17 protein-coding genes are annotated in these 21,498 nt (G+C 67.5%); 7 read left to right on the top strand and 10 right to left on the bottom strand.

The window, feature by feature from the left end; all coding sequences use genetic code 11:
* Positions 1 to 276 precede the first annotated feature (276 nt).
* A complete protein-coding gene (gene ppk2 / locus C7H84_RS04890) occupies positions 277 to 1,227 on the top strand; it encodes a polyphosphate kinase 2 (RefSeq protein ID WP_121857667.1) in 951 nt (316 codons plus the stop codon).
* A gap of 76 nt (positions 1,228 to 1,303) precedes the next feature.
* Here the strand turns inward: ppk2 and C7H84_RS04885 are convergent, their stop codons facing one another.
* From C7H84_RS04885 to C7H84_RS04875, 3 genes are all read right to left on the bottom strand, one after another.
* A complete protein-coding gene (locus tag C7H84_RS04885) occupies positions 1,304 to 1,591 on the bottom strand; it encodes an H-NS histone family protein (protein ID WP_121857666.1) in 288 nt (95 codons plus the stop codon).
* 224 nt (positions 1,592 to 1,815) lie between these two features.
* Complete coding sequence (locus C7H84_RS04880) at positions 1,816 to 2,403, bottom strand: YigZ family protein (RefSeq protein ID WP_121857921.1); 588 nt, start codon at positions 2,401 to 2,403, stop codon at positions 1,816 to 1,818.
* A 292-nt stretch (positions 2,404 to 2,695) separates the two neighbouring features.
* A complete protein-coding gene (locus C7H84_RS04875; RefSeq protein ID WP_121857920.1) occupies positions 2,696 to 3,553 on the bottom strand; it encodes a LysR family transcriptional regulator in 858 nt (285 codons plus the stop codon).
* Between C7H84_RS04875 and C7H84_RS04870 the strand changes: the two genes are divergently transcribed.
* Positions 3,524 to 4,273, top strand: a complete 750-nt coding sequence (locus tag C7H84_RS04870) for a DUF4865 family protein (protein WP_240461963.1) — start codon at positions 3,524 to 3,526, stop codon at positions 4,271 to 4,273. The two genes, C7H84_RS04875 and C7H84_RS04870, sit on opposite strands and share 30 nt — an antisense overlap.
* A 192-nt stretch (positions 4,274 to 4,465) precedes the next feature.
* Here C7H84_RS04870 and C7H84_RS04865 read toward each other — a convergent pair whose 3' ends face one another.
* A complete protein-coding gene (locus tag C7H84_RS04865; protein ID WP_121857664.1) occupies positions 4,466 to 6,667 on the bottom strand; it encodes a glycoside hydrolase family 3 C-terminal domain-containing protein in 2,202 nt (733 codons plus the stop codon).
* Positions 6,668 to 7,154: 487 nt separating this feature from the next.
* Positions 7,155 to 8,429 (bottom strand): oligosaccharide flippase family protein, encoded by a 1,275-nt coding sequence (locus C7H84_RS04860; protein ID WP_121857663.1) that lies wholly within the window; start codon positions 8,427 to 8,429, stop codon positions 7,155 to 7,157.
* A gap of 419 nt (positions 8,430 to 8,848) precedes the next feature.
* Between C7H84_RS04860 and C7H84_RS36215 the strand changes: the two genes are divergently transcribed.
* Positions 8,849 to 9,013: a hypothetical protein gene (locus C7H84_RS36215; RefSeq protein WP_162999204.1), complete on the top strand. Its 165-nt coding sequence runs from the start codon at positions 8,849 to 8,851 to the stop codon at positions 9,011 to 9,013.
* Positions 9,010 to 10,869: an alpha/beta hydrolase gene (locus C7H84_RS04855; protein WP_121857662.1), complete on the top strand. Its 1,860-nt coding sequence runs from the start codon at positions 9,010 to 9,012 to the stop codon at positions 10,867 to 10,869. The genes C7H84_RS36215 and C7H84_RS04855 overlap by 4 nt, the downstream gene beginning before the upstream one ends.
* A gap of 149 nt (positions 10,870 to 11,018) precedes the next feature.
* On the opposite strand, the gene C7H84_RS04850 is transcribed toward C7H84_RS04855, so the two are convergent.
* A complete protein-coding gene (locus C7H84_RS04850) occupies positions 11,019 to 11,597 on the bottom strand; it encodes a hypothetical protein (protein WP_240461962.1) in 579 nt (192 codons plus the stop codon).
* Here C7H84_RS04850 and C7H84_RS04845 point away from each other — a divergent pair.
* Genes C7H84_RS04845 through C7H84_RS04835 form a run of 3 tightly spaced genes read left to right on the top strand, consistent with a single transcriptional unit; the run spans position 11,584 to position 16,497 of the window.
* Complete coding sequence (locus C7H84_RS04845) at positions 11,584 to 12,819, top strand: polysaccharide biosynthesis/export family protein (protein ID WP_121857660.1); 1,236 nt, start codon at positions 11,584 to 11,586, stop codon at positions 12,817 to 12,819. The genes C7H84_RS04850 and C7H84_RS04845 overlap by 14 nt on opposite strands.
* Before the next feature lie 58 nt (positions 12,820 to 12,877).
* Positions 12,878 to 15,151, top strand: coding sequence for a polysaccharide biosynthesis tyrosine autokinase (locus tag C7H84_RS04840; protein WP_121857659.1), 2,274 nt, complete (start codon positions 12,878 to 12,880; stop codon positions 15,149 to 15,151).
* Positions 15,148 to 16,497, top strand: a complete 1,350-nt coding sequence (locus tag C7H84_RS04835) for an oligosaccharide repeat unit polymerase (RefSeq protein WP_121857658.1) — start codon at positions 15,148 to 15,150, stop codon at positions 16,495 to 16,497. The genes C7H84_RS04840 and C7H84_RS04835 overlap by 4 nt, the downstream gene beginning before the upstream one ends.
* A gap of 89 nt (positions 16,498 to 16,586) precedes the next feature.
* On the opposite strand, the gene C7H84_RS04830 is transcribed toward C7H84_RS04835, so the two are convergent.
* From C7H84_RS04830 to C7H84_RS04815, 4 genes are all read right to left on the bottom strand, one after another.
* Positions 16,587 to 17,639, bottom strand: a complete 1,053-nt coding sequence (locus C7H84_RS04830; protein ID WP_121857657.1) for an acyltransferase — start codon at positions 17,637 to 17,639, stop codon at positions 16,587 to 16,589.
* Between the two features lie 131 nt (positions 17,640 to 17,770).
* The gene (locus C7H84_RS04825) at positions 17,771 to 18,850 is read right to left on the bottom strand and encodes a glycosyltransferase family 1 protein (protein WP_121857919.1); all 1,080 of its coding nucleotides are present in this window, start codon (positions 18,848 to 18,850) and stop codon (positions 17,771 to 17,773) included.
* Between the two features lie 27 nt (positions 18,851 to 18,877).
* Positions 18,878 to 20,026: a glycosyltransferase gene (locus C7H84_RS04820; protein ID WP_121857918.1), complete on the bottom strand. Its 1,149-nt coding sequence runs from the start codon at positions 20,024 to 20,026 to the stop codon at positions 18,878 to 18,880.
* 354 nt (positions 20,027 to 20,380) lie between these two features.
* Positions 20,381 to 21,442 (bottom strand): glycosyltransferase family A protein, encoded by a 1,062-nt coding sequence (locus tag C7H84_RS04815; RefSeq protein ID WP_121857656.1) that lies wholly within the window; start codon positions 21,440 to 21,442, stop codon positions 20,381 to 20,383.
* Positions 21,443 to 21,498: the final 56 nt, after the last annotated feature.

Below are 21,498 nucleotides of genomic sequence, written 5' to 3'. Positions count from 1 at the left end.
CGATGCCGGGCGCGCGCCCGGCATTTTTCATGATGCGGTGGGCGCGGCATTTGCGTCACCGCTTCAGTAGCGCATGCGCGTGCACCTGCACGATCAGGCCGGCCCAACCGGACGCTGGCGTCCGACACCATCACCCGGTCCGTGAACCCGGTGCCGACGAGCGTGCCGCTCGGCTCCTGTTTCTGACGACCCGGTCGGCCCCTTTTTCATCAATTTGACGCGCGACACTGGGATAATGGTGGAGTATGGCTGCGTCACTTGAAGGAAGGAGGCCCCATGGGCGACAACGATACCCGCACCGAGACCGACCACCTTACCGATACGGCAGCGCTCGAATCGCGCCAGCGCCGTTTTGAGGAAGACCTCGTCGACGCGTACGACGAAGAACTCGAAATGGAACTCGACGACCGCCGCTTCGACGACAACGAGGACCTGCTGTTCTCACCGGAGCGCCGCGAAGCGCGCAAGCAGTATTTCCGCGAGCTGTTCCGGCTGCAGGGCGAGCTCGTGAAGCTGCAGGACTGGGTCGTGAGCACGGGACACCGGCTCGTCGTGATTTTCGAGGGGCGGGACGCGGCAGGCAAGGGCGGCGCGATCAAGCGCATCACGCAGCGGCTGAACCCACGCGTGTGCCGTGTGGCGGCGCTGCCGGCGCCGAACAACCGCGAGCGCACGCAGTGGTATTTCCAGCGCTATGTCGCGCATCTGCCGGCCGGCGGCGAGATCGTGCTGTTCGATCGCAGCTGGTACAACCGCGCAGGCGTCGAGCGCGTGATGAATTTCTGCACGGACGACGAGTACGAGGAGTTTTTCCGCTCGGTGCCCGAGTTCGAGAAAATGCTCGTGCGCAGCGGGATCCAGATCGTCAAGTACTGGTTCTCGATCACCGACCACGAGCAGGAACTGCGCTTCCAGAGCCGGATCGTGGATCCGCTGAAACAGTGGAAGCTCAGCCCGATGGACCTCGAGAGCCGCCGCCGCTGGGAAGCCTATACGGCCGCGAAGGAAGAGATGCTGCAGCGCACGCATATCCCCGAAGCGCCGTGGTGGGTCGTGCAGGCGGTCGACAAGAAACGGGCGCGCCTGAACTGCATCCACCATCTGCTGACCCAGGTGCCGTATCACGAGGTGCCGCGCCCGACGATCGATCTGCCGCAGCGCGAGCATCACGAGGACTACATTCGCCGCCCGGTGCCGGACAACATGATCGTGCCGGACGTTTATTGAGCGGTTCAGGCCGACCGGCTCGGCCCTCGGCCCTCGGCCCTCGGCGCGCGCCGTGCAACGCGGCGCGCTTGCCGTCTTACTCGCGGATCAGGAATGCGGCGCGGTCGCGGCCGGCGATCCATGCGGGCGGGCGCCCCCGCCCGCTCCACGTGGCGCCCGTCATCGGATCGCGATATTTCGCGCCGATCGTGAACAGCTTCGCGCGCTCGCTGTAACCCTGCCCGAAAATTTCCCGTGCGGTCAACGCATAGTTCGTCACGAGCTGGCGTACCTGCATCAGTGCCGCTTCGCGTTCGGCGCGCCGTGCGGCCCGGATGCGTCGATCGAGTTCCGCGAGCTGGGCTTGCAGTTGTTGCAGTTGCATGCGTCGGATATCCCCGTAGGTGAATGCTGAGTGTCGGCGGCGCGCGACGCGCGGCATGTCGGCACGCCGGGCCTGACGTTCGCGCGTTGCGTCGCGAGACGAGACTACGGGGAGATTAAGTTTCGGCGCGCGGGTTTGCCATCAGACGCATCTGAATTTTCGCGGAAATCTGTGCGAGACCAGTGCGAGACCGCGACGGCGATGCAGAGCCGGCGGCCCGACGGTCACAGGTCGGGGAAGCCCGAGCGACCTTGCGTGAGGTCGAACAACTCGGCCTTTGCCGCCGCCTCGGCGCTTTCCGGCAGCTTGATCACGAGTTTCACCGTCATTCCGTACCCGCTGTCCACGAGTTCATGGCCACCCTGTTCGATCCAGCGGCGGATGCGCGCTTCGTCCGGATAGCCGACTTCGATCGCGAACCGCGTGAAGCGAATCCGTTCGACCCGCTCGGCATCGAGCAGCGCCGACGCGATCGCATCGGTATAGGCGCGCACCAGGCCGCCCGCGCCGAGCTTCACGCCGCCGTAGTAGCGGACGACCGCGCCGAGCACGCCGTCGAGGTCGTGATGGCGCAGCACTTCGAGGATCGGCCGGCCGGCGGTGCCCGACGGTTCGCCGTCGTCCGACATGCCCGACTGGCCGCCCGCGAGCAGCGCCCAGCACACGTGGGTGGCCGTCGGATGCTCGTCGCGCAGCCGCTGCAGCGCCTGCATCGCGGCGTCGCGGTCGTCGACGGGTATCGCAAACGCGATGAAGCGGCTCTTGCGGATTTCGAGCTCGGTCGTGCGGGGAGCGGATAGGGTGTAGGTCACGTTGATCGTCGTCGGCATGCTCGGCGCATGCAATGGCGTGCCCGCATGGCGGGCGTATTCTGTCGCGGCCGGCGCGAATGTACTGCACGGTTCGGCGCCGGCGTGCGTGGCGCGCGGTCGACCGATGAACGGGACGACCACGCGGCGGCGCGAGACGAAGGATACCCCGAGCGGGCGGGGCAGCCGCAAAACATGGCGCGGAACGCGGCGCAACGTACCGCCATCGGATCACGATTCGGCACGGCGACGCGGCTCGACGGCGACGCGGCATTCGTCGCTCGGAGCCGGCCACCTATCGCGCGCCGACCGACGACCTGAGCGCCGCCCCCAGCGTGCGCAGTGCCTGTCGCGCGCGCGCGTCGGTCTGGTTGGCGTGCAGCACAACGTCGCGGGTCGGCAGCGGCGGCAATCCGTACTGGGTGCCGACATCGACCGTACCCGACGGCGCGACACGGTGTCCGAGCGCCGCGACGGCCAGCCCGGCGGATACGGCCGCGCCGATCGTCGCGACGCCGCCGCCGACGAATACTTCCGTCCATGGGACGCCGGCTTCGTCCAGCGCGCTCACCGCCATGTGCCGCACGCTGCACGGCGCGGCTTGCGTCGCGAGCCGCAGCGGTTGCGGCGGACGGTACTCGAAATCGGCCGCGGCCATCCAGCCGAACGATTCCGACAGGATCGTTTCTCCGTCGAGGCGCCGGCTGTCGTGGTGCAGCACGACGGCCGCATCGAGCAGGCCGCGATCGAACGCGTCGAGCACATCGCGCGACGTCGCGACGCGTATCTCCAGCACGAGCCCCGGTTCCGCGTCGTTCATGCGGCGCAGCAGCATCGGCAGATCCGCGCCGACGACGTGGTGGCTGACGCCGATGACCAGCCGCTGCTGGGCCGAGCTGAACGCGCCGACCGCGCCATGGTGCGCCGCGACGAGTTCGCGCGCCGGTTCGAGGAACGCGGTGCCGTCGGCGGACAGGCGCACGTGGCGCGGCGTGCGCTCGAGCAGGCGGCGGCCGAGCGCATCTTCGAGCCGCTTGATCTTCAGGCTCACCGCGGACTGCGTCGTATCCATCGCCTCGGCGGCCCGCGTGAAACTCTTCAGGTCGGCGGTCAGCACGAACGCGTGCACGGCCTCGATATCGAGCGTCTTCATCGCATGCTCATCCATTTAAAAGACGAATCATTGAAATATTCTACCATTGTCTTTTCAAATGATTCAAGGGCTTCTACGCTGTTGTCAGCCCGCTTCCGACTTCCATCCGATTCACGACGTTGTTTTCGCCAGGAGCCGATCATGCTGACCGCTTTCTACTCGCACCGCCTGCCGGCGGACTACGACCTCGAGATCATTCGCGAGCGTGTGCGCGAGCGCGGCGCGCGCTGGGACGACACGCCCGAACTGCTGTTCAAGGGATTCCTGCTGCGCGAGGCCGGGCGCTACGGCGCGACGGAAAGCGCTTATGCGTCGTTCTATCTGTGGCGCGCCGAACGGGCCTTCGCCGAATTCGTCACGGACGGCCGCTTTCGCGTCGTGACGGACAGCTTCGGGCGTCCGCCGATCGAGGTTCAGGTCGCGCTTGACGCGCGCAAGGGACCCGCATCGACGGCGCGCTTCGTTCGTCTCGAATCGGTCGACATCGCGGCTGACGCCGATCTCGACGCGACGCTCGCGCGGGAGATCGCCCGCAATCGCGAGACGGCGGCGCGGCCGGGCGTCGTGGCGGCAGTCGTCGGCCTCGATGCCGCACGCTGGAGACTGACGCGCGCGCTCGTCTCTGAGCACGAGCCCGGCGACGACGGCGCGGCGGGCACGGTGTATCAGGTGCTGCATCTGGCGCGGCCGCTGCTCGATACGCTGGCAGGGAGTGCGTGACGATGCGGTTGCCCGCGGGTGTCGTGGTCGCCGCGCATCTGGCGGGCGTGGCGGCGGGGATCGTCGGGATCGCGGCGCTTGCGATGCTGCTGGCGCTGCTGTTCCGGTAGCCCGCACAGGCGGGCGGGGAGCGCGCCCGTGCGGGGAAAGGCGAAGCGCCGCGCGCGGCGCTTCCGGTCACTGCATCGTCGCTCAGCTACCCTGCAGCCGGATATCCCGCGACGACGCGCCGACATACACGGTCCCGCCCGGCACGACCTTCCAGCCGTTGCGCGACGTGTCCCACACGCTCTGCATCCGCGGCGACACGGTCACGCGCACATGCCGCGCCTCGCCCGGATTCAGGCGGATCTTCTCCCAGCCGACCAGCCGCTTCGGCGGTTCGTCCTTGTACGGCACACCCAGATAAACCTGCGGCGTTTCCGCGCCGGCGACGCGCCCGTCGTTACGCACGGTGAACGCGACGTTCAGCGAACCGTCCGGCTGCCGCGACACCGACAGCCCCGAATACGCGAAGTGCGTGTACGACAGCCCGTAGCCGAATTCGAACATCGGCTTGATGTTGCGCGCGTCGTACCAGCGGTAGCCCATGTTCAGCTTCTCCGCGTAGACAGGGTCGTTCTCGAACGCACCGTTTTGCCCCCACGTCGGCGTGTCCTGGTCGCGGGCCGGGAACGTGACGGGCAGCTTGCCGGACGGGTTGACCGCGCCGAACAGCACGTTCGCGATCGCCTTGCCGCCGCCTTCGCCCGGATACCACGCCTCGACGATCGCCGACACGCGGTCCTTCCACGGCATCAGCACCGGATTGCCGCTCTGGACGACGACGATCGTGTGCGGATTCGCACGCGCGACGGCTTCGACGAGCGCGTCCTGGTTCGACGGATTCGCGAGGCTCAGGCTTTGCAGATCGCCGAAATCCTCGCCGGCCGGCTGCGCGACCACGACGATCGCGACGTCCGAGCGGCCCGCGAGCGCCGCGGCCTGGTCGATTTCCTGCTGCGTGTACGCGCGGAACGGTGACTGCTGGTCGCTGTTGCCCGCGAACGTGACCTGCGCGGACGGCGCGAGCGCGCGGATCGCGGCGACGATCGGCACGTCGACCTTGAGCCACGGATTGCGCCACCAGCTGCAGCCGGTCGACGACCCGAACGTCAGGCCGCCGCAGCCCGCGAACGAGCCGCTGACCGGAGCGCGCGTGTTGCCGGAGCCGCCGCCCGACAGCACGGCCGCATCGGCGTGGCCGCCGATCACGGCGATGCGCGACAGCGCGGACGCCGCCAGCGGCAACTGGTTGCCGTCATTCTTAAGCAGTACGATGGACTGCTCGGCGACGCTCTGCGCGAAGCGGTTCGCGGCCGTGAAATCGATCGTGCCGCCACCCTTGGCCGGATCGTCCATCACGCCGACGCGGATCATCACGGCGAGCTTGCGGCGCACCATGTCGTCGAGGCGAGCGGTCGACACCGAGCCATTCGCGATCGCCTGCTTGACGGCGTCGGGTGTCAGGTAGACGGTCGAGCCGACGTCCTCTTCCTCGTCGAGCCCGGCGTTGATCGCGGCGGCGGTGCTGTGGGTCGCGCCCCAGTCGGATTGCACTTGGCCCTGGAAGCCCCATTCGTTCTTCAGCACGTCGTTCAGCAGGTGCGTGTTCTCGCACGCGTAGGTGCCGTTCAGCCGGTTGTAGCTGCACATCACGCTGCCGGGCTGCCCGCGCTTCGCGGCGATCTCGAACGGCAGCAGGTAGAGCTCGCGCAGCGTGCGTTCGTCGATCTGCGTGTTGCCGCCCATCCGGCCGTGCTCCTGTTCGTTGCCGGCATAGTGCTTGATGGTCGCGATGACCTTCTGCCGCTGCGTGGCGAGCGTGCGCTCCGTGAGCAGATCGCCCGCGAGCAGCGGATCCTCGCCGAGATACTCGAACAGCCGGCCGCCGCGCGGCTCGCGCGCGAGGTTGGTGCCGCCGGCGAGACCCATGCCGAACCCTTGCGCGCGCAGCTGCACCGCGACCTGCTTGCCGTAGTCGTACGACAGGCGGCGATCCCAGCTCGCGGCGACGGCAATCGTCGCGGGGAACGTCGTGCTGGCCTGCGACGTGCTGCCCGAGCCGGTCGCCGAATCGACCATGTTGAGGTCGGGAATGCCGAGCCGCGGTACGCCCTGGATGTAGCCGGCACCGCCGCCCGGCACCTTGGACATTTCGTATTGCGAATGAATGAACCGCAGTTTCTCGTCGAGCGTCATCTTGCGCACGAGGTGGTCGGCGCGCCGCAGTGCGGCGGACGACGCGAACGCGTCGGCAGCGTCGCCCTGTGAATTGAAATCGGCGTTACCCGCATAGACGCTGGTGCAGAGGGTCGCTGCCAGCACGGCGGCCGGCCAGAGTGTGTCCCGCATGTTGTCTCTCCATGATCGTATTGCCGGTTGTTCGAATGATGTCTGGAGCTGCGCACGTCCGATGGATTCGCATCGAACGCATTCGGCTGGCGATGCTGGGTGATTGCGCGTCGGCATGCCAGGCCAGGCGGGGAATCGTCACGGCCGGTTGGGCCCGATCGAACCGGGCGGACGGCGACGCGGACCGCCCGACACTGCCGAATCGGATGTAGCGATTCTCTGCAGCGACCGATCGTACGAATGTAGTTCGACTACAGCATCGGTGTTTCTACTGATACGTATGATCTTTTTTCGACGCGATCGCGTGGCGCGGGAAAAAGACGGTCATCGTTCCCGACTGGATTGATGTGAGGAGTAAGAAGTACCTGCGTTTTGGGCGGTAGAGCGGGCTCGCGCACGAGACGCGCTTCGCAGCGGCAACGAAAGTTCGTTGCGCGTACATCGAATGCAACGACTTCGGATGCTGGCCGATGCGAGGGCGGGCCAGCTACTGCGTGATGCGCGCCGCGCGCCGCGCGACAGCACTGCCGGGCAGCGGAATCCCGGCACGATAGACGACGGTCGCAAGCGCCGCGGCGACCGCCGCTTCGGCCGTCAGCACCGCGGCGGCCGCGCCCAGTTCGGCGAAGTACTTCGCGAGCACGGGCACCAGCACGATGTTCAGAATCCCCGACGACATCAGAATCCGCGTGAACGCCGACTTCATCCCGAGCGGCAGCATCGTCTGCACACCAAACAGGTCGGTCATGCCGGCCATGAACGGAATGAACGCCATCCAGCGCAGCACCTGCACCGTCGGTTCGTACGCCGGGCCGTACAGCAGGCGCACGGCGAGCGGCGCGCCGAAGAAGATCGCGAGCGAGATGCCGAGCACCATCGCAACCTGCACGACGAACAGCTTGCGCAGGAACGAGAACGCATCGTCGCGCGCGTGCCGCATCAGGTAGCTGATGCGCGGATAGGTCGCCGCCTTCAGCGGCTGCAGCATGCTGAGCGCCGCGCGGATCAGCTTGTCGCCGGCGGCGAAGTAGCCGGCCGCGACGTTGCCCGACACGAAGCCGAGCAGCACCGTGTTGGTCGACGCGTAGAACGCGATCGACGTCGACGCGAGAAACACCTGCCAGCCGCCCTTCAGCGATTCGGCGATGTCGGCGACGCCGACGCGCACGAAGTCGATTTCCCGATGGCGATACAGATAGACGGCCAGTGCGATGGCCGACAACGTCGGGACGGCGGCGTTGACGATCATCGCGCGATCGATGTCGGCGGGGCCGTGCACGAGCGCGAACATCGCGGGAAGGCTCAGGATGCGACCGATGAACAGGATCACGCTCAGCGCGCGCAGCTTTTCCATCCCCTGGAAATACCAGCCGGGCGTGAACGCCACGCCGGCCACCATCCCGAAACCGATCAGCAGCAGGTCGCGGTCTTCAGCGAAGCGTCCGACCAGGAAGGTCAGCGCAACCAGTGCGATGAAGCAGATCGTCGCGATGCCGATCTGCGCGTACAGCGTCGCCCAGAAGATGCGGGAGCGTTCCGCGCGGTCGTCGCGCGCGAGCGCGATGCGCGGCGTGGCGGTCAGGTCGAAGCTGTAGCTCGTGCAGTTGGTCAGATAGGCGATGACCGCGAGCGAGAACGCGAGCTGTCCATAGCCTTCCGGCCCGAGCGCGTGTGTGAGCAGCGGTGCGATCAGCAGCGGCACCGCGTACATCGAAATCTGCAACGTCAGCAGCAGCAGGAAGTTCTTCTTGAGGTTTGACATTCGCTCGGTCGGCGCCGTGGGTGTCGCATGGCGGCGCAATGCGGGCCGCCGTGCGTGCATGCGGCCGGTCGGCGCTGACCCGGCTGCATGGGTTCGCGGCCCGCTCCGGCGGGCGCCGGTTCGCCCTGCGCTGCCGGACACGGCCACATCGTATGGCGGCCATGATACGGGCCGCACGCGACGACTGTGTTCGCGAGCCTACCGTTCACGGATTCCGTACGTCGTGCGGCGCGAATCTCGACAAGGCGTGCGTCGTTGTATCGCGACAGTGACGAATGCATTTGTAAGCTGGCGCACCGAAGGACGCGCAGGCCGGGTGCTCTAATCGAGCGCACTGCTTTGGTTCATCGCGGAAGCGGCTCGATGGCGCCTCGGGCCCGCAACGTCATCGACGCCACGCAACAGGAGCAGGACAACGCATGGAGCAGGCGAGCGGGCCGCGCAGGGGCGCGGCGGTTGTGCGCTGCGCCGCGACCGTGCATTCGTCGAGCAGCCGCACGATCGTGGAATCGCTCATGCCGGTGGAGCCGCCGCAGCGCGTGTCCGCGTCCGATAAAAATACCGATCCGAGGAGTACCGATTGAAGCCGATTACGTTCGGCAGCTGCGTGGGGTGGCTGCACGAAGGACAGACGACACAAGGCGTGATCCTGTGCGAATCGTTGGGCCACGAGGCATCGTGGACGCACAAGCTCATGCGGGCAATCGCGGAGCGTCTGGCCCGCGAGGGCGTCACGGTATTGCGATTCAACTATCCGTGCACCGGCGACTCCGCGGGTGACGATCGCGACGCCGATCGGCATGCCGCGTGCATCGCGAGCATTCACGACGCGATTGACCTGTTGCGCGACCAGGTCGGCGTTACCGCGCTGACGCTCGTCGGCATCCGCGCGGGCGCGCTGTTCGCGATGCTGGCCGCCACGGGCGTGGGCCCGCGTCCGGCGCCGCGCGTCGACGCGCTGGTGGCGCTCGCGCCGGTCGTGCGTGGTCGTGCGTACCTGCGCGAACTGTCGTTCGTGCATCGCCAGTGGCTCGACATCACGTCGCCGGCGATTCGCGCCGCCCATCGCGACGAACCGTGCATGAACGTGCTCGGGCATCGCTTTCCCGCCGATTACGTCGATGCGCTGAAGGCAGTCGATCTGTGCGACGTCGTGCGCGATGCGTCGGCGTTGCCCGGCGCGATGCTGCTGATCGACCCCGATCAGGGCGACGGGCCGGCGTTGCGCGACGCGTTGGTTGCGCGCGGCGTGGACGTGGCGAGCGAGCCGTTTCGCGAATGGCCGACGACGATGCTCGACGGCACGCGCTCGCGCCTGCCGCTCGCGGCGATCGACACGCTCGCGAACTGGATCGTCGAACGCGCGCCGCGCATGCCGGCGGGCATCGATAGCGGGTGGCGGGCGGCGGACCCGGCATGGAATGGCGAATCGGCCGTCGCGCTCGACATGAACGACATGACCGAGCAGGTCGTGGCAGTCGGTCCCGACCGGCTCGTCGGCGTGCTGTGCCGTCCCGCCGATACGCGGCCGGCGAGTCCGGTCGGCCAGGCGGTCGTGATCGCGAACACGTCGACGAATCCGCGCAGCGGCGAAGGGCGCTTCAGCGTGCGGCTCGCGCGCACGTTGGCCCGCGCGGGCGTGACGACGCTGCGGATCGACGTGGAGGGTGTCGGCGACAGCGGGCCGGCCGCACCCGACGATCAGTCGCGCGTCGTGTATTCGGCGCGGTCGAGCGACGATGTGGCGGCTGCCGCCGACTGGCTGCGCGCGCTCGGTCACCCGGAAGTGGTCGCGGCGGGCATCTGTTCCGGCGCCTACGCCGCGTTGCATGCGGCCGTGAAGACGCCGTCGCTCGGCGGCGTGATCGCGATCAATCTCGCGCGTTTCGTATGGCCGGCCGGGCTCACGCTCGACGCGGTGCAGAAGCAGCGCAACAACTCGGTGCGCGGCTACTGGCTGTCGGTGCGCGACTGGCAGAAGTGGAAGCGTCTCGTACGGGAGCGGCGCGACCTGCGGCCGATCGTGCGCGCGATCGCCGCGAATGCGATCGCGCGGGTCAGCGTGCCGGCGAAGGAGTTCGCCGCGCGCTTCGGCTGGAAGCCGCGCCTCGGCACGCCACGCGGCGTGATGCATGCGCTCGCGCAGCGCAACGTATGGACGACGCTCGTGTACGGCGCGCTCGATCCAGGCATCGACGATGTGCGGCGTCACTTCGGCGCGATCGAGCATGCGTTCCGGTGCTCGCGTCACGTGCGTCTGCATCTCGAGCCGCAGGTCGATCACGCGGTGTATGGCGCGGTCGGCACGGACATCGTGATCGCGCTGTGCATGCAGGCGCTGGGTCGCGATCCGGTTCGGCCGGCCACGCGCGTCGCCGATCCGGCCGCGCCCGAAGCGGCCGCCCGGTCGTATGCGAACGTGTCGGTCGGGCGGTCGTGATGCGTGCCGTGGCGCTCGCGTTGCATGCGTCCGCGCTGCGCGGTGCGACCGCGGTTTCGTATGAACATCGGCGTTCGGTGGGGTCGCTCACAGACGCTTCGTTCGCCGTAGTGTCCAATCCGGTATCGACGCATGACCGGGGCGATGCGTCAGTCCGGATCGCCGGGTGCTGCATACGGTGAGGTGGCGTAAGGCGACGCGTATGCCGTGTCGCTGCGCCAGACGTCGTCGGCCGGGGCACTGGCCGCCTGCGGGCGATGCGGCCGCGCTGGCACGAGCGGCCGGCGCAACGTGGTGTGGGCACGCGTGTCGGCCTGCGCGGCGGCGCTCGCGGCAGTAAGCGCGACGACGGGCACTGCAATCGCAGACGCGCCCGCCGCGGGTTCGGTGACCGCGCGGGTTGCGGCGGCCGCAGCGGCTTGCGCGGAACGTTGTGGCGGCACTGGAGCAAGGAGCGTCGACGACGCGACAACTGGTGTGTCGGCCGGTGCGGCGGGCAGCGTCTGCGCACCGGCGGTACAGGCAGAACCGGCCGCCACGATGCAGACGAATGATGAAAGCGACGAAAGCGACGAAGAGAAGTTCATGACGAATCGTACGGAATGACGTGCGGTGAAGAGGGCGGCGCGGCACCGCGATGCGAGCCGCGCCGGCAAGCGTAATGCCGGAATTCGCCGCGTTCGGCGGGTTACCGCACAGTTTTGGAAGGGCACGATGTCAATCACCACGCAACCGGAATCGACGCTGGGGACGCCGCGGCCACGCACGGCCGGCGGCCGTCGCGCGCCGTCGCTGTCGCGCATCGCGATCGTGGCGATCGTCGCGGCCGCGTGCGCGTTGAGCGCATGTGCGCTGTCGCCCGGCATGACGTACCACCAGCCGGCCGAGCGCGACGCGAACGCGCGCGTGAGCGCCGATGCATCGGGCTCGGGCGGCCTCGACGGCGTGCAGAACGTGTCGCGCGAGGATCTGATCGAGATCACGCCGGCGTTCGTCGCGCAGCACCATGCGGGGCGGCCGGCCAATGTCGACGCGGAGATCCGTCAGTTGTTCGGCAAGCCGATGCCGTACTTGATCGGCCCCGGCGACGTGCTCGGCATCGTCGTCTGGGACCACCCCGAATTGAACCTGCCGACGACGCAGACGACAGGCGGCGGCGATGGCGTCGGCGCGAGTTCGGTCGCGACGGGCTACACGGTCGATGCGAACGGCAACGTGCAGTTCGCGTATGCGGGCCTCGTGCACGTGGCCGGCTTGACCGAGGCGCAGGCGCGCGCGCTGCTGACGAAGCGGCTCGGCGAATACGTGCGCAAGCCGCAGATCGCGCTGCGCGTGCAGGCCTATCGCAGCAAGCGCGTCTATCTCGACGGCGAGGTGCGCACGCCGGGGCTGCAGATCGTCAACGACATGCCGATGACGTTGCCCGAGGCGATCGACCGCGCGGGCGGCTTCACGCCGACGGCCGACCGCTCGCAGGTCTCGGTGACGCGCGGCGACAGGACCGTGAACGTGAGCCTGCCCGCGCTGATCGCGGCGGGCGTGAACCCGTCGAACATCCTGCTGCGCGACGGCGATCTCGTGCGCGTGCGCGCGGCGAGCGATGCGAAGGTGTTCGTGCTCGGCGAAGTGTCGCGGCCCGCGACGCTGACGCTGACCGACGGCCGGATGAGCCTGGGTGAAGCGCTCGGCGACACGGGCGGCGTGAGCCAGTACACGTCGGACGCGCGCCAGGTGTTCGTCGTGCGGCGCGGCCCGGACAACCGCCCGCGGGTGTACCACCTCGACGGCAGTTCGCCTGCGTCATTCGCGCTGGCCGACCAGTTTCCGCTCGAGCGGCGCGATGTCGTGTTCGTCGATGCGTCGTCGCTGGTGCGCTGGAGCCGCGTCGTCAACCTGCTGATTCCTTCGTCCGCGCAAGGTGCGCTGACGGCGAAGGCCATTTCGCCGTGACGCTCGGGGCGGATTTCGCGATCGCGACCGCGCGTCGCGCCATACGGGACTGACGTGTATGACTTCTTCGATCCTGCCTGACCCGCACAGCGGGCGCACGCTGCGGCCGTCCTATCCGGTGCGCCGCTACTGGGGCATGCTGCATGGCGGCCGGCGCCTGATCCTCGGCACGGCGCTCGCGGGCGCGCTCGTCGGCGCGATGTATGCGCTGTGCGCGGCGCCGGTCTATCGCTCGGACATCCTGTTCCAGGTCGAGCAAAGCCCGACCGACTCGAAGCCGATGTCGCCGACCGGTGATCCGTCGTCGGTATTCGATCTGAAGACGGATGCCGCGACCGAGATCGAGGTGCTGAAATCCCGCGCGGTGCTCGACCGGGCGATCGACAGCACCAACCTCAGCCTCGATGCGAGGCCGCATTACCTGCCGCTGATCGGCTGGCGGTTCGTGGATGCGGCCGACGGATTGTCGTCGCCGTTGCCGGGCGGTTACGTGTACGGCACCGAGCGCATCGACGTGGCGACCTTCGACGTGCCGAAGCGCCTGCTCGGCAAGCGGTTCGCGCTCACCGTCGGCGACGGCGGCACCTATACGCTGCAGCGCGCGGGCTTCTTCGGGCGCAAGGGGCCGGCGTGGCAGGGCCGCATCGGCCAGCCGCTGCACATCGAGACGCCGCAGGGGCCGGTCGACGTGTTCGTGCGCGCCGTCGCGGGCAAGCCCGGCGCCCGCTTCGACCTGACGCGCTACAGCGACGAGGCAGCGACGACGTGGCTGCAGAAGAATGCGCTGATCTCGGAGCGCGGCAAGCAGTCGAACCTGGTCGGCGTGACGCTCGACGGCATCGATCCCGTGCATGACAGCCGCGTGCTGAACGCGATCGGCGATGCATATCTCGCGCAGAACACGCAGCGCAAGTCGGAAGCCGCCGACAAGCTGATCCGCTACATGGACGGCCAGCTGCCGCAACTGAAGGCGCAACTGGAAGCGGCGGAAAACCGCTTCAACGCATTCCGCGCATCGCACGGCACGGTCAACACCAGCGACGAGGCGCTCGCGTTGCGTCAGCAGTCGATCGACATCGAGACGCGCGTGCAGACGCTGCAGCAGCGGCGCGAGGAATTGCTGACGCGCTTCATGCCGAAGCATCCAGCCCTGGTTGCCGTCGATGCGCAGCTGGCCGACGCGCAGCGTTCGCTCGGCACGACCCGCAAGCAGATCGAGCGGTTGCCGGCCGTCGAGCAGGGCGTGCTGCAACTGCAGCGCGACGTGGCCGTCGACACGGCGTTGTACACGAACCTGCTCAATACTCGCCAGCAGATGATCCTCGCGCGGGCCAGCAAGACCGGCAACGTGAGGATCGTCGATACGGCGAAGGGTGCCGAGCAGCCGATCGGCCCGCATCGCGCGGTTGCGGTGATCGGCCTGCTGATGGTGGGGCTGCTCGCGGGCGCGGCGATTGTGATCGTCCGGCAGCGGGTCGTCGGCACGATCGGCAATGCCGAGGAAATCGAATGGACGACAGGGCTGCCGGTGTTCGCGACGGTGCCGCACAGCCCGGTCGCGGCGCACGGAGAACCGCGCCCCAACGCCGGACGGCGCGATGCGCGCGCGCCGCTGACGCCGCTCGGCGCGCCGGACGCGGCGCTCGAAAGCCTGCGCAATTTTCGTGCGTCGCTGCAACTGTCGATGCCGACGGCGGCGAATCCCGTCGTGCTGATTTCCGGGCCGACGACGGGCGTCGGCAAGTCGTTCGTCGCCGCGAATCTCGCGTCGCTCGTCGGCGCCGCGAAACGACGGGTCCTGCTGATCGACGCCGATCTCCGCAAGGGTTCGCTGCACGAGCGATTCCGTTATAGCCGCACGCCCGGGCTGTCGGACGTGGTAGCGGGAACCCACCGGCTCGACGAAGCGCTCAAGCGCGACATCGCGCCGGGACTCGATTTCATCGCGATGGGCAGCGTCGTGCCCGATCCCGGCGAACTGCTGCTGCAGCCCGCGCTCGCCGAACTGATCGAGCAGGCCGCGTCGCGCTACGACATGATCGTGATCGACGGGCCGCCGTTGCTTCCGGTGGCCGATGCGCTGGTGCTGGGGCGGCTCGCGGGAACCGTGTTCCTCGTCGCGCGCAGCGGCGTGACGACGCTGACGGAGCTCGACGAAAGCGCGCGGCGGCTCGAGCACGCGCATATCGACGTGCGCGGCGTGATCCTCAACGATTACACGGGCGCGCCGGGGCGGTACGACTACGGTTATGCGGATCCGAATACGCATCAGGCCGCGTCCGGCTACACCGCGGTGATGGCGCCGCGGCAACGGGCCGAACGCACGTCATGAACCGGCGAGCGGGCAGGGCAGGCTCCGCGTCGCGGCAGCGCCCCGCGACGATGCGCCGGATCTCGCGCATGCACGGTGCCGCGCGCGGCTACACAGGGTATTGGTGGGAAGACCCGGCGCGCCTCGTGCTGATGTTCATCCTGCCGTTGTACGGCCTGCTGTCGCTCGGTTTGCTCGGCGGCCAGAAGTCGATCGCACGGATCTATTTCGACGGATTCCATGCGTTCGCGGGTGCACTGTTCCTGCTGGTCGTGATGGCCGCGGCGTGGCTCGCGACGACCGAAGTGCAGACGCGGCGGGGGCCGCCGGCGCCGCCCGTCGACGTGCCGCGACGCGTGCTCGACGTGCTGTTCACGCTCGCGCTATTCGGCAATCTCGTGATGATGAGCGGAATCATCGCGCATCCGGCATTGTTGCTGGCATTCCTGCACGGGCAGGCCACCGCGTACGACATGCTCGAACAGATCGGCCGCGTCACCGGCTTGAGTTCGTTCACCCAGGCCACGGCACCCTTCGTCGCGCTCTACTTCTACGTGTTCCGCACGTCCGCGAAAGGGCTGAACCGCTACAAGGTTTACATGGCGGTGCTCGCGGTGCTGACGCTGCTGCGCAGCTTCCTGTTCGCGGAGCGGCTCGCGCTGATCGAGATGGCGATGCCGCTCGCGCTGATGGTGGTGCGGTTCCGGCTGCGCGGCCGGTACGCGCGGCTGCTGGTGCTCGGGCCTTACGCGGCGATTCCGCTGTTGTTCGGGCTGTTCATCGCGAACGAGTACAACCGGTCGTGGGAAGCCTATTACGTCAACGTCTACGACAACATCTTCGACTTCGCGCTCGAACGGCTGGGCCTCTACTATTCGACGTCGCTCAACAACGGTGCCGGCTTGCTCGCCGTGCTCGGCTGGGGCCAGGGTCATCCGATGTTCACGTTCGACTGGCTGATGCGTTTCCCGGTGATCGGCGCGACGTTCCAGCCGTGGTTCGATTCGAGCGACAGCTTCAACCTGTTCCTGAACAGCTACGCGGATCCGGAGTTTAATAATCCGTCCGGCATCTTCGTTCATTTCTACGAGTGGGGCTGGTTCGGGCTGCTCGACGCCGCCGTGCTCGGCTGGCTGCTTGGCCGAAGCTACGCGGGCTGGCGCAGCGGCAACGGATTCTGGTGCTGCGCGCATGCGGTGCTTTACGTGTCGCTGATGGAGATCATGCGGACACCGAACCTGTTCAGCGGGCGCAATTTCCTCCCGATCGTGCTGCCGATCATCGTGTTCCGCTGGTTCGCGACGTGGCCGGCCGGCAATGCGCCGACCGCCGAACCGGCAGCATCGGGCGGACTGACGGCGGACTGACGCCGGCGGCAGGTGCACACGGGCACGAAGGGCGCACGACGGCGATGCAATTGGCTGCTCGCGTGGCCGACCGTCACTGACAGCGACGTTCAAGCGGTGCGGGTGCGCACCGCCGTATCGTGTCCTGGCCAGGACGGAAAGCCGGCCACACGCGCGAGCCCCGTCCGCAACGCACCCCGATAGACGACCATCGGGATCGCGACGCCGGCCAGCGTGCCGAGCACGAGATGAACCGCAACGCTCGTGATCCCGGCGCGCATCAGCACGATACGGACGGCGGCCATCGCGAAGATGTGGGTCAGATAGATCGGCATCGACGCGCAGCCGATCGCGGCCAGCCATCCCGCGCGCGCCGGCTGCGACGCATACCGGTGCGCGAGTTGCAGCGCGAGAGCGATGCCGGCGAACGCGGCGGGAAGCGCCCAGATGCTCGTCGCACTGCCGTGGTCGTGCGCGACCACGACCGCTGCGACGAACGCCGTGGCCGTTGCGGCGCATGCGGTCGGCCCGCAGTGGCGCTCGAGCCAGCCGGGCAATGCGTGCGCGGCAAGCACGCCGGCAACGAAGAACGGCGCGTTCATCAGCGTGATCGACAGGATGCCCCACCGGGTTGCCGCGCCGAGCAGCAGTCCGAGTGCAGCGCATCCGGCGAGCCAGCCGGCGGCGCGCGCAGGCATGGGGGCGCGTGTCAGGCCCGGCATGGCCGTCGCGAACGCGCGGATCCCGATCATGCAAAGCATCAGCGCGTACAGGAACCAGAACTGCGCGAACGGCCGCCAGCCGATTGCCAGCAGATCGTTCAGCGTGAACGGATGATTGGTGCCGTGCGATGCCATCGCGATCTGCATGGCGCCCTGTGCGATCGACCACACCAGGTACGGATACGCGATCGTCCTGAGCTTCGACCACAGGAACCCCTGCGGCGCGCGGCGCAGTGAACTGCACACGTGCAGGCCGGACAGGAAGAAGAACAGCGGCATGTGGAACGTGTAGATCACGTAGTCGTTCCAGGCGAGCACTGCATCGGCCGCACCGGCCGGCACGAGATCCGCGGACACGACGCCGCGCAGTACATGCCCGTAGACGACGAGAATGATGCCCGCGCCGCGGGCGACATCGAGGCTGATTTTGCGTGCTGTCATGACGAAGAAGCGGCCGACCCGTGAAGATTCGCGCCGCACAGGGATGAAGAGTCGCTCCACTCTAGGGAGAGCGAGCGCGGGGGACAGTGCGGTGGGGAACAGTTGGCCGTCGTGTCGTACAACTGAATGTTCTACAGGCGCTCGAAGATCTCCGTCATCATCTCGGCGCTTCGGCTCCACCGATATTGCTCCGCATGCAGGCTCCCCTTGCGCTTGAGTTCGGCGCGGAGGTCGGCGTCGTCGAGCAGCGTTCGCAATTTCAGCGCGATGTCGTCGTGCGAGTACGGATCGCAGTACAGCGCCGCATCGCCGCAGACTTCCGGGAGTGCCGCTGACTTGCCGACTACCGCCGGGCAGCCGTAGCGCATCGCTTCGAGCGGCGGAATGCCGAAGCCTTCATAGATCGACGGATAGAGAAAGCATGCCGCGTTCTGATACAACGCCTTCAATTGCTCGTCGCTGATGTAGCCGACGTACTTGATGTTCGGCTCCGCCGCGCACACGTGATCCTGCTTGCCGAACACGGTGGTGTTCTTCATCCCGACGATGACGAGGTCGACCGACGGATCGCCAAGCTGCCGGAACGCCGCGATCAGCCGGCCGAAGTTCTTGGTCGGATTCATGCTGCTGACCGCGAGCACGAAGCGGTCGGGCGTCAGCGCATGCTGGGCGAGCACGCTCGGGTCCGACTCCAGCGCATCGAGGTGATCCGCGCCGAGCGGCACGACGCTGATCTTCTCGGCGGATACGCCGCAGTGATGGGCGAGGCGAGCGCGCGAGAAATACGAGTTGGTCAGCACGCGCACGGACGTGCGAGCGAGGATCCAGAACATGGCCCGGTACCACAGGCGAAACGGCCGGGAAAAATGCGCGGGCGTGTCGAACACCGCCGCGTCGTGCATGTAGATGATCTGGTTGCCGATGAAGATGGACGCCGAATTGCTGAGATTGACGATGCGTCCGCGGCGTGCGAACAGGGGAAGCATGAGTTGCTCCCAGATCACGCCTTTGTAGATGCCCACCTTGATCGTCGTCGCGCCGTTCACGGCGGCAGCAGGCTGCGGAGGCACGAGCACGGTCACCGGATCATCCGGGCGCACCTTGATCAGCGCGGCGATCAGCTCGCGTGCGACGCGCTGCACGCCGGTCGTCTTCTGCGTGGTGAAGCGGCCGTTGTAGACGAGTCGTTGCGGTTTCTTGAGAGCGGTCATGTCGGTCATTGAATGGCGAAATCGAAATCAGGCTTCGACGTGGTCGGCGGCCACCGGCTTGAAGTCGCGGGTGTCGATGCGCGGCTCGCCGGTGTCCAGGCCATACAGCGCATGCCACTGACGGAAGATCGCGCTCATCGAAAACCGTTGAATCGCGCGTTTGCGCGCGGCGTCGCCCATCTGCTCGCGAAGTTCGCGATCGTCGCGCAGTGTGGTCAGGTACGCCTCCATCTCGTCGGCGTTCGACGCGACGTAGCCGGTCACGCCGTGAATCACCACGTCGCGATTGCCGACGACATCCGTCACCACGGCCGGGATGCCGGCAACCTGCGCTTCGATCAACGCGACCGGCATGCCTTCCCAGCGCGAGGTCTGGACATAGATGTCCAGCTCCGAAGTCAGCGCGAGCGCGCGTTCGCGGGTCACCCAGCCGCTGCAGGCGACGGCGCGGCGCTGGGCCGGATCGGGAATCTCGGCGGGGTTCCCGCCGATCCACAGAAACTCGACGTCTGTGCCGTGCAGTTTCGCGGCGACGCGCGCGAATGCTTCATGGTTCTTCTGGAACGACGCGCGGGCGCTCATCCCGATGACGACCTTGCGATCGTCGCGGGTTCGACGAGGCGGAATCTCCGCCACGTTCACACCGTTTTCCACCAGCACAGCCGATTTCGCGTGAACCTTTCCGTTGATCTCGCCGAGCTCGCTGCCCGAGCACGCGACGATGGTGCCGCCGATACGCGCCGCGATGCGTTCGAAGTTCAGATACGCGAGCTGTTTCATGCGCGACACGTCGGAGCGCAGGAACGACAGCCCGTGCGGCGAGTAGAGGACCGTCGCGTGCGGCGCGGCGATCCGGGCGGCGATGCGTCCCAGCACGCCGGCCTTCGACGAGTGCAGGTGAATCGCGCTCGGCCGGCAGTCGCGCAGATTGCGCACCAGTGCGCGCACGCTGCGCAGATCCTGTGCGACGTTGACCTCGCGCACCATGTCGACGTAAACGAGTTTCACGTCAGGCCGGAACAGCGTCGAAAAATTGCTCGGCGTTTCCGGCCGGATCGCGTGCAGTACCGTCACGTCGACACCGGTTGCCGCGGCATGGTTGGCGAGATAGGTCAGCATCGACAGCACGCCGCCGCCAAACGCTTCGGCAATATGAACGATCTTTTCAGTGGTCATCTCTGGGTCTGTCGCTTCGATCGCGCTGTTCGTCGCCGACGAGTCGCGCATGCGCATCGTCTGGCTATTTAAATTACGCATTCCTGATTGATGAATGCTTGCTCACCCCGGCCATTGGTTCCGTGTGGTGATGCTCGATCTCGCGATCGGGCGGACGGACGGCGCGCGGCCTCGACAGGATTCGGCGTGATGCGCGACGTGCCGGACCGACTCTGCGGCAGACCGGAAGCCGCCGTTCGATCGCGACGCATCCATCCAACGGTCCGGACCATTGTGCTGCGGCTGCCCGGCGCGCTGGGTGCGATGGCTAACCGAACAAGCGATTCGGCGATGTCGGTTGCGATCGAGCGGCAGTCATCGCCCGTCGGTGCGTCGTGCGGACGTCTTGCGCACGCGGGCGAGCGGATTGGAGAGGTAGCGGATTGCGCGATTGCTCAGCGCGGACGACGGCAGCAAGCAGGCGAGCGACAAACCGGCGACGGCGACTTTCTTGGACGAACCCCAGAACGGATTGCGCAGCACGGTATGCCAGTAGCGGCCCGATTCGGACAGGAACCAGCGCCAGCGCCGCGCGAGCGGCGCGCGATACAGCGTGCTGGCGAAGCGGGCCTTTTCGATCGCGAAGTCGAGCGGGGCGCTCGGCAGCGTTTCGTGCAGCCGCGCGGCCGCGAGTGCGCGCAGGATCGACCAGCGGCGTTCGGCCTTCAGCGCACCGGTGGCCGCGTCTTCCGAATTGGTGAGCGCGAGCGCCGGAGCGTCGGAGGCCGTATCGCCGGCTACCCATGCGTCGGATTGCTGGTGGACGCGATAACCGCCGAGCGGCGCGTCGATCATGTGGACGGCGCCGAGCAGCGCAATCCCGTAGATCGCATAGAAATCGGCGCCGTGCAGGTTGTCGGCGGTGACCGGCACCGGAAAGATGCGCTTCAACGCGTCGACCCGATACGCGTTGCCCGACGCGGGCGGCGACGGGTACAACCAGCCCGCGCGCAACAGGCGGCCGCAGTCCGCGTCGACCACCGACTGCGGCACGATTGCGCCGGTCGGGGCGCCGTTCCGCGCGATCACGTCGAGCCGGAAATGCACCTTCACGAACTCGCCGGACGCGAATGCGGCCAGCACGCGTGCCGCGGCATCGGGATAGAGCAGGTCGTCCGCATCGAGCAGGATCACGTAGCGCGACGTCACATGCTCGAGCGCGCGGTTGTACGCGGCGACCTGGCCGCGATTCTCCTGGAACACCGCCGTAATGCGCTCGCCGTACGAGCGAATGATGTCGCGCGAATCGTCGGTGGAACCGTCATCGATGGCGAGCACGCGGACACCGTGCATGCGCTGCGCGAGCGCCGAGTCGATCGCGTCGCGCAGGTATGCACCGTGGTTGTAGTTGCAGATTGCGATGGTCAGGTCGGTCATGAGCGGAGGTCGGGCGAGCGGTGTGCGGATGATCGGGATACCTGGCCGCGCGCGTT

It is taken from the genome of Burkholderia sp. Nafp2/4-1b (assembly GCF_003635165.1).
Taxonomy (GTDB): domain Bacteria; phylum Pseudomonadota; class Gammaproteobacteria; order Burkholderiales; family Burkholderiaceae; genus Burkholderia.
This window is presented reverse-complemented; position numbering and strand designations above follow the sequence as displayed.

Bases quoted from the DNA above. Each gene is read 5' to 3' on its own strand.
- ppk2 (WP_121857667.1), top strand. From the start codon at position 277: ATGGGCGACAACGATACCCGCACCGAGACCGACCACCTTACCGATACG.
- C7H84_RS04885 (WP_121857666.1), bottom strand. From the start codon at position 1,591: ATGCAACTGCAACAACTGCAAGCCCAGCTCGCGGAACTCGATCGACGC.
- C7H84_RS04875 (WP_121857920.1), bottom strand. From the start codon at position 3,553: ATGAAGACGCTCGATATCGAGGCCGTGCACGCGTTCGTGCTGACCGCC.
- C7H84_RS04865 (WP_121857664.1), bottom strand. From the start codon at position 6,667: ATGCGGGACACACTCTGGCCGGCCGCCGTGCTGGCAGCGACCCTCTGC.
- C7H84_RS04860 (WP_121857663.1), bottom strand. From the start codon at position 8,429: ATGTCAAACCTCAAGAAGAACTTCCTGCTGCTGCTGACGTTGCAGATT.
- C7H84_RS36215 (WP_162999204.1), top strand. From the start codon at position 8,849: ATGGAGCAGGCGAGCGGGCCGCGCAGGGGCGCGGCGGTTGTGCGCTGC.
- C7H84_RS04845 (WP_121857660.1), top strand. From the start codon at position 11,584: ATGTCAATCACCACGCAACCGGAATCGACGCTGGGGACGCCGCGGCCA.
- C7H84_RS04840 (WP_121857659.1), top strand. From the start codon at position 12,878: ATGACTTCTTCGATCCTGCCTGACCCGCACAGCGGGCGCACGCTGCGG.
- C7H84_RS04835 (WP_121857658.1), top strand. From the start codon at position 15,148: ATGAACCGGCGAGCGGGCAGGGCAGGCTCCGCGTCGCGGCAGCGCCCC.
- C7H84_RS04830 (WP_121857657.1), bottom strand. From the start codon at position 17,639: ATGACAGCACGCAAAATCAGCCTCGATGTCGCCCGCGGCGCGGGCATC.
- C7H84_RS04825 (WP_121857919.1), bottom strand. From the start codon at position 18,850: ATGACCGCTCTCAAGAAACCGCAACGACTCGTCTACAACGGCCGCTTC.
- C7H84_RS04820 (WP_121857918.1), bottom strand. From the start codon at position 20,026: ATGACCACTGAAAAGATCGTTCATATTGCCGAAGCGTTTGGCGGCGGC.
- C7H84_RS04815 (WP_121857656.1), bottom strand. From the start codon at position 21,442: ATGACCGACCTGACCATCGCAATCTGCAACTACAACCACGGTGCATAC.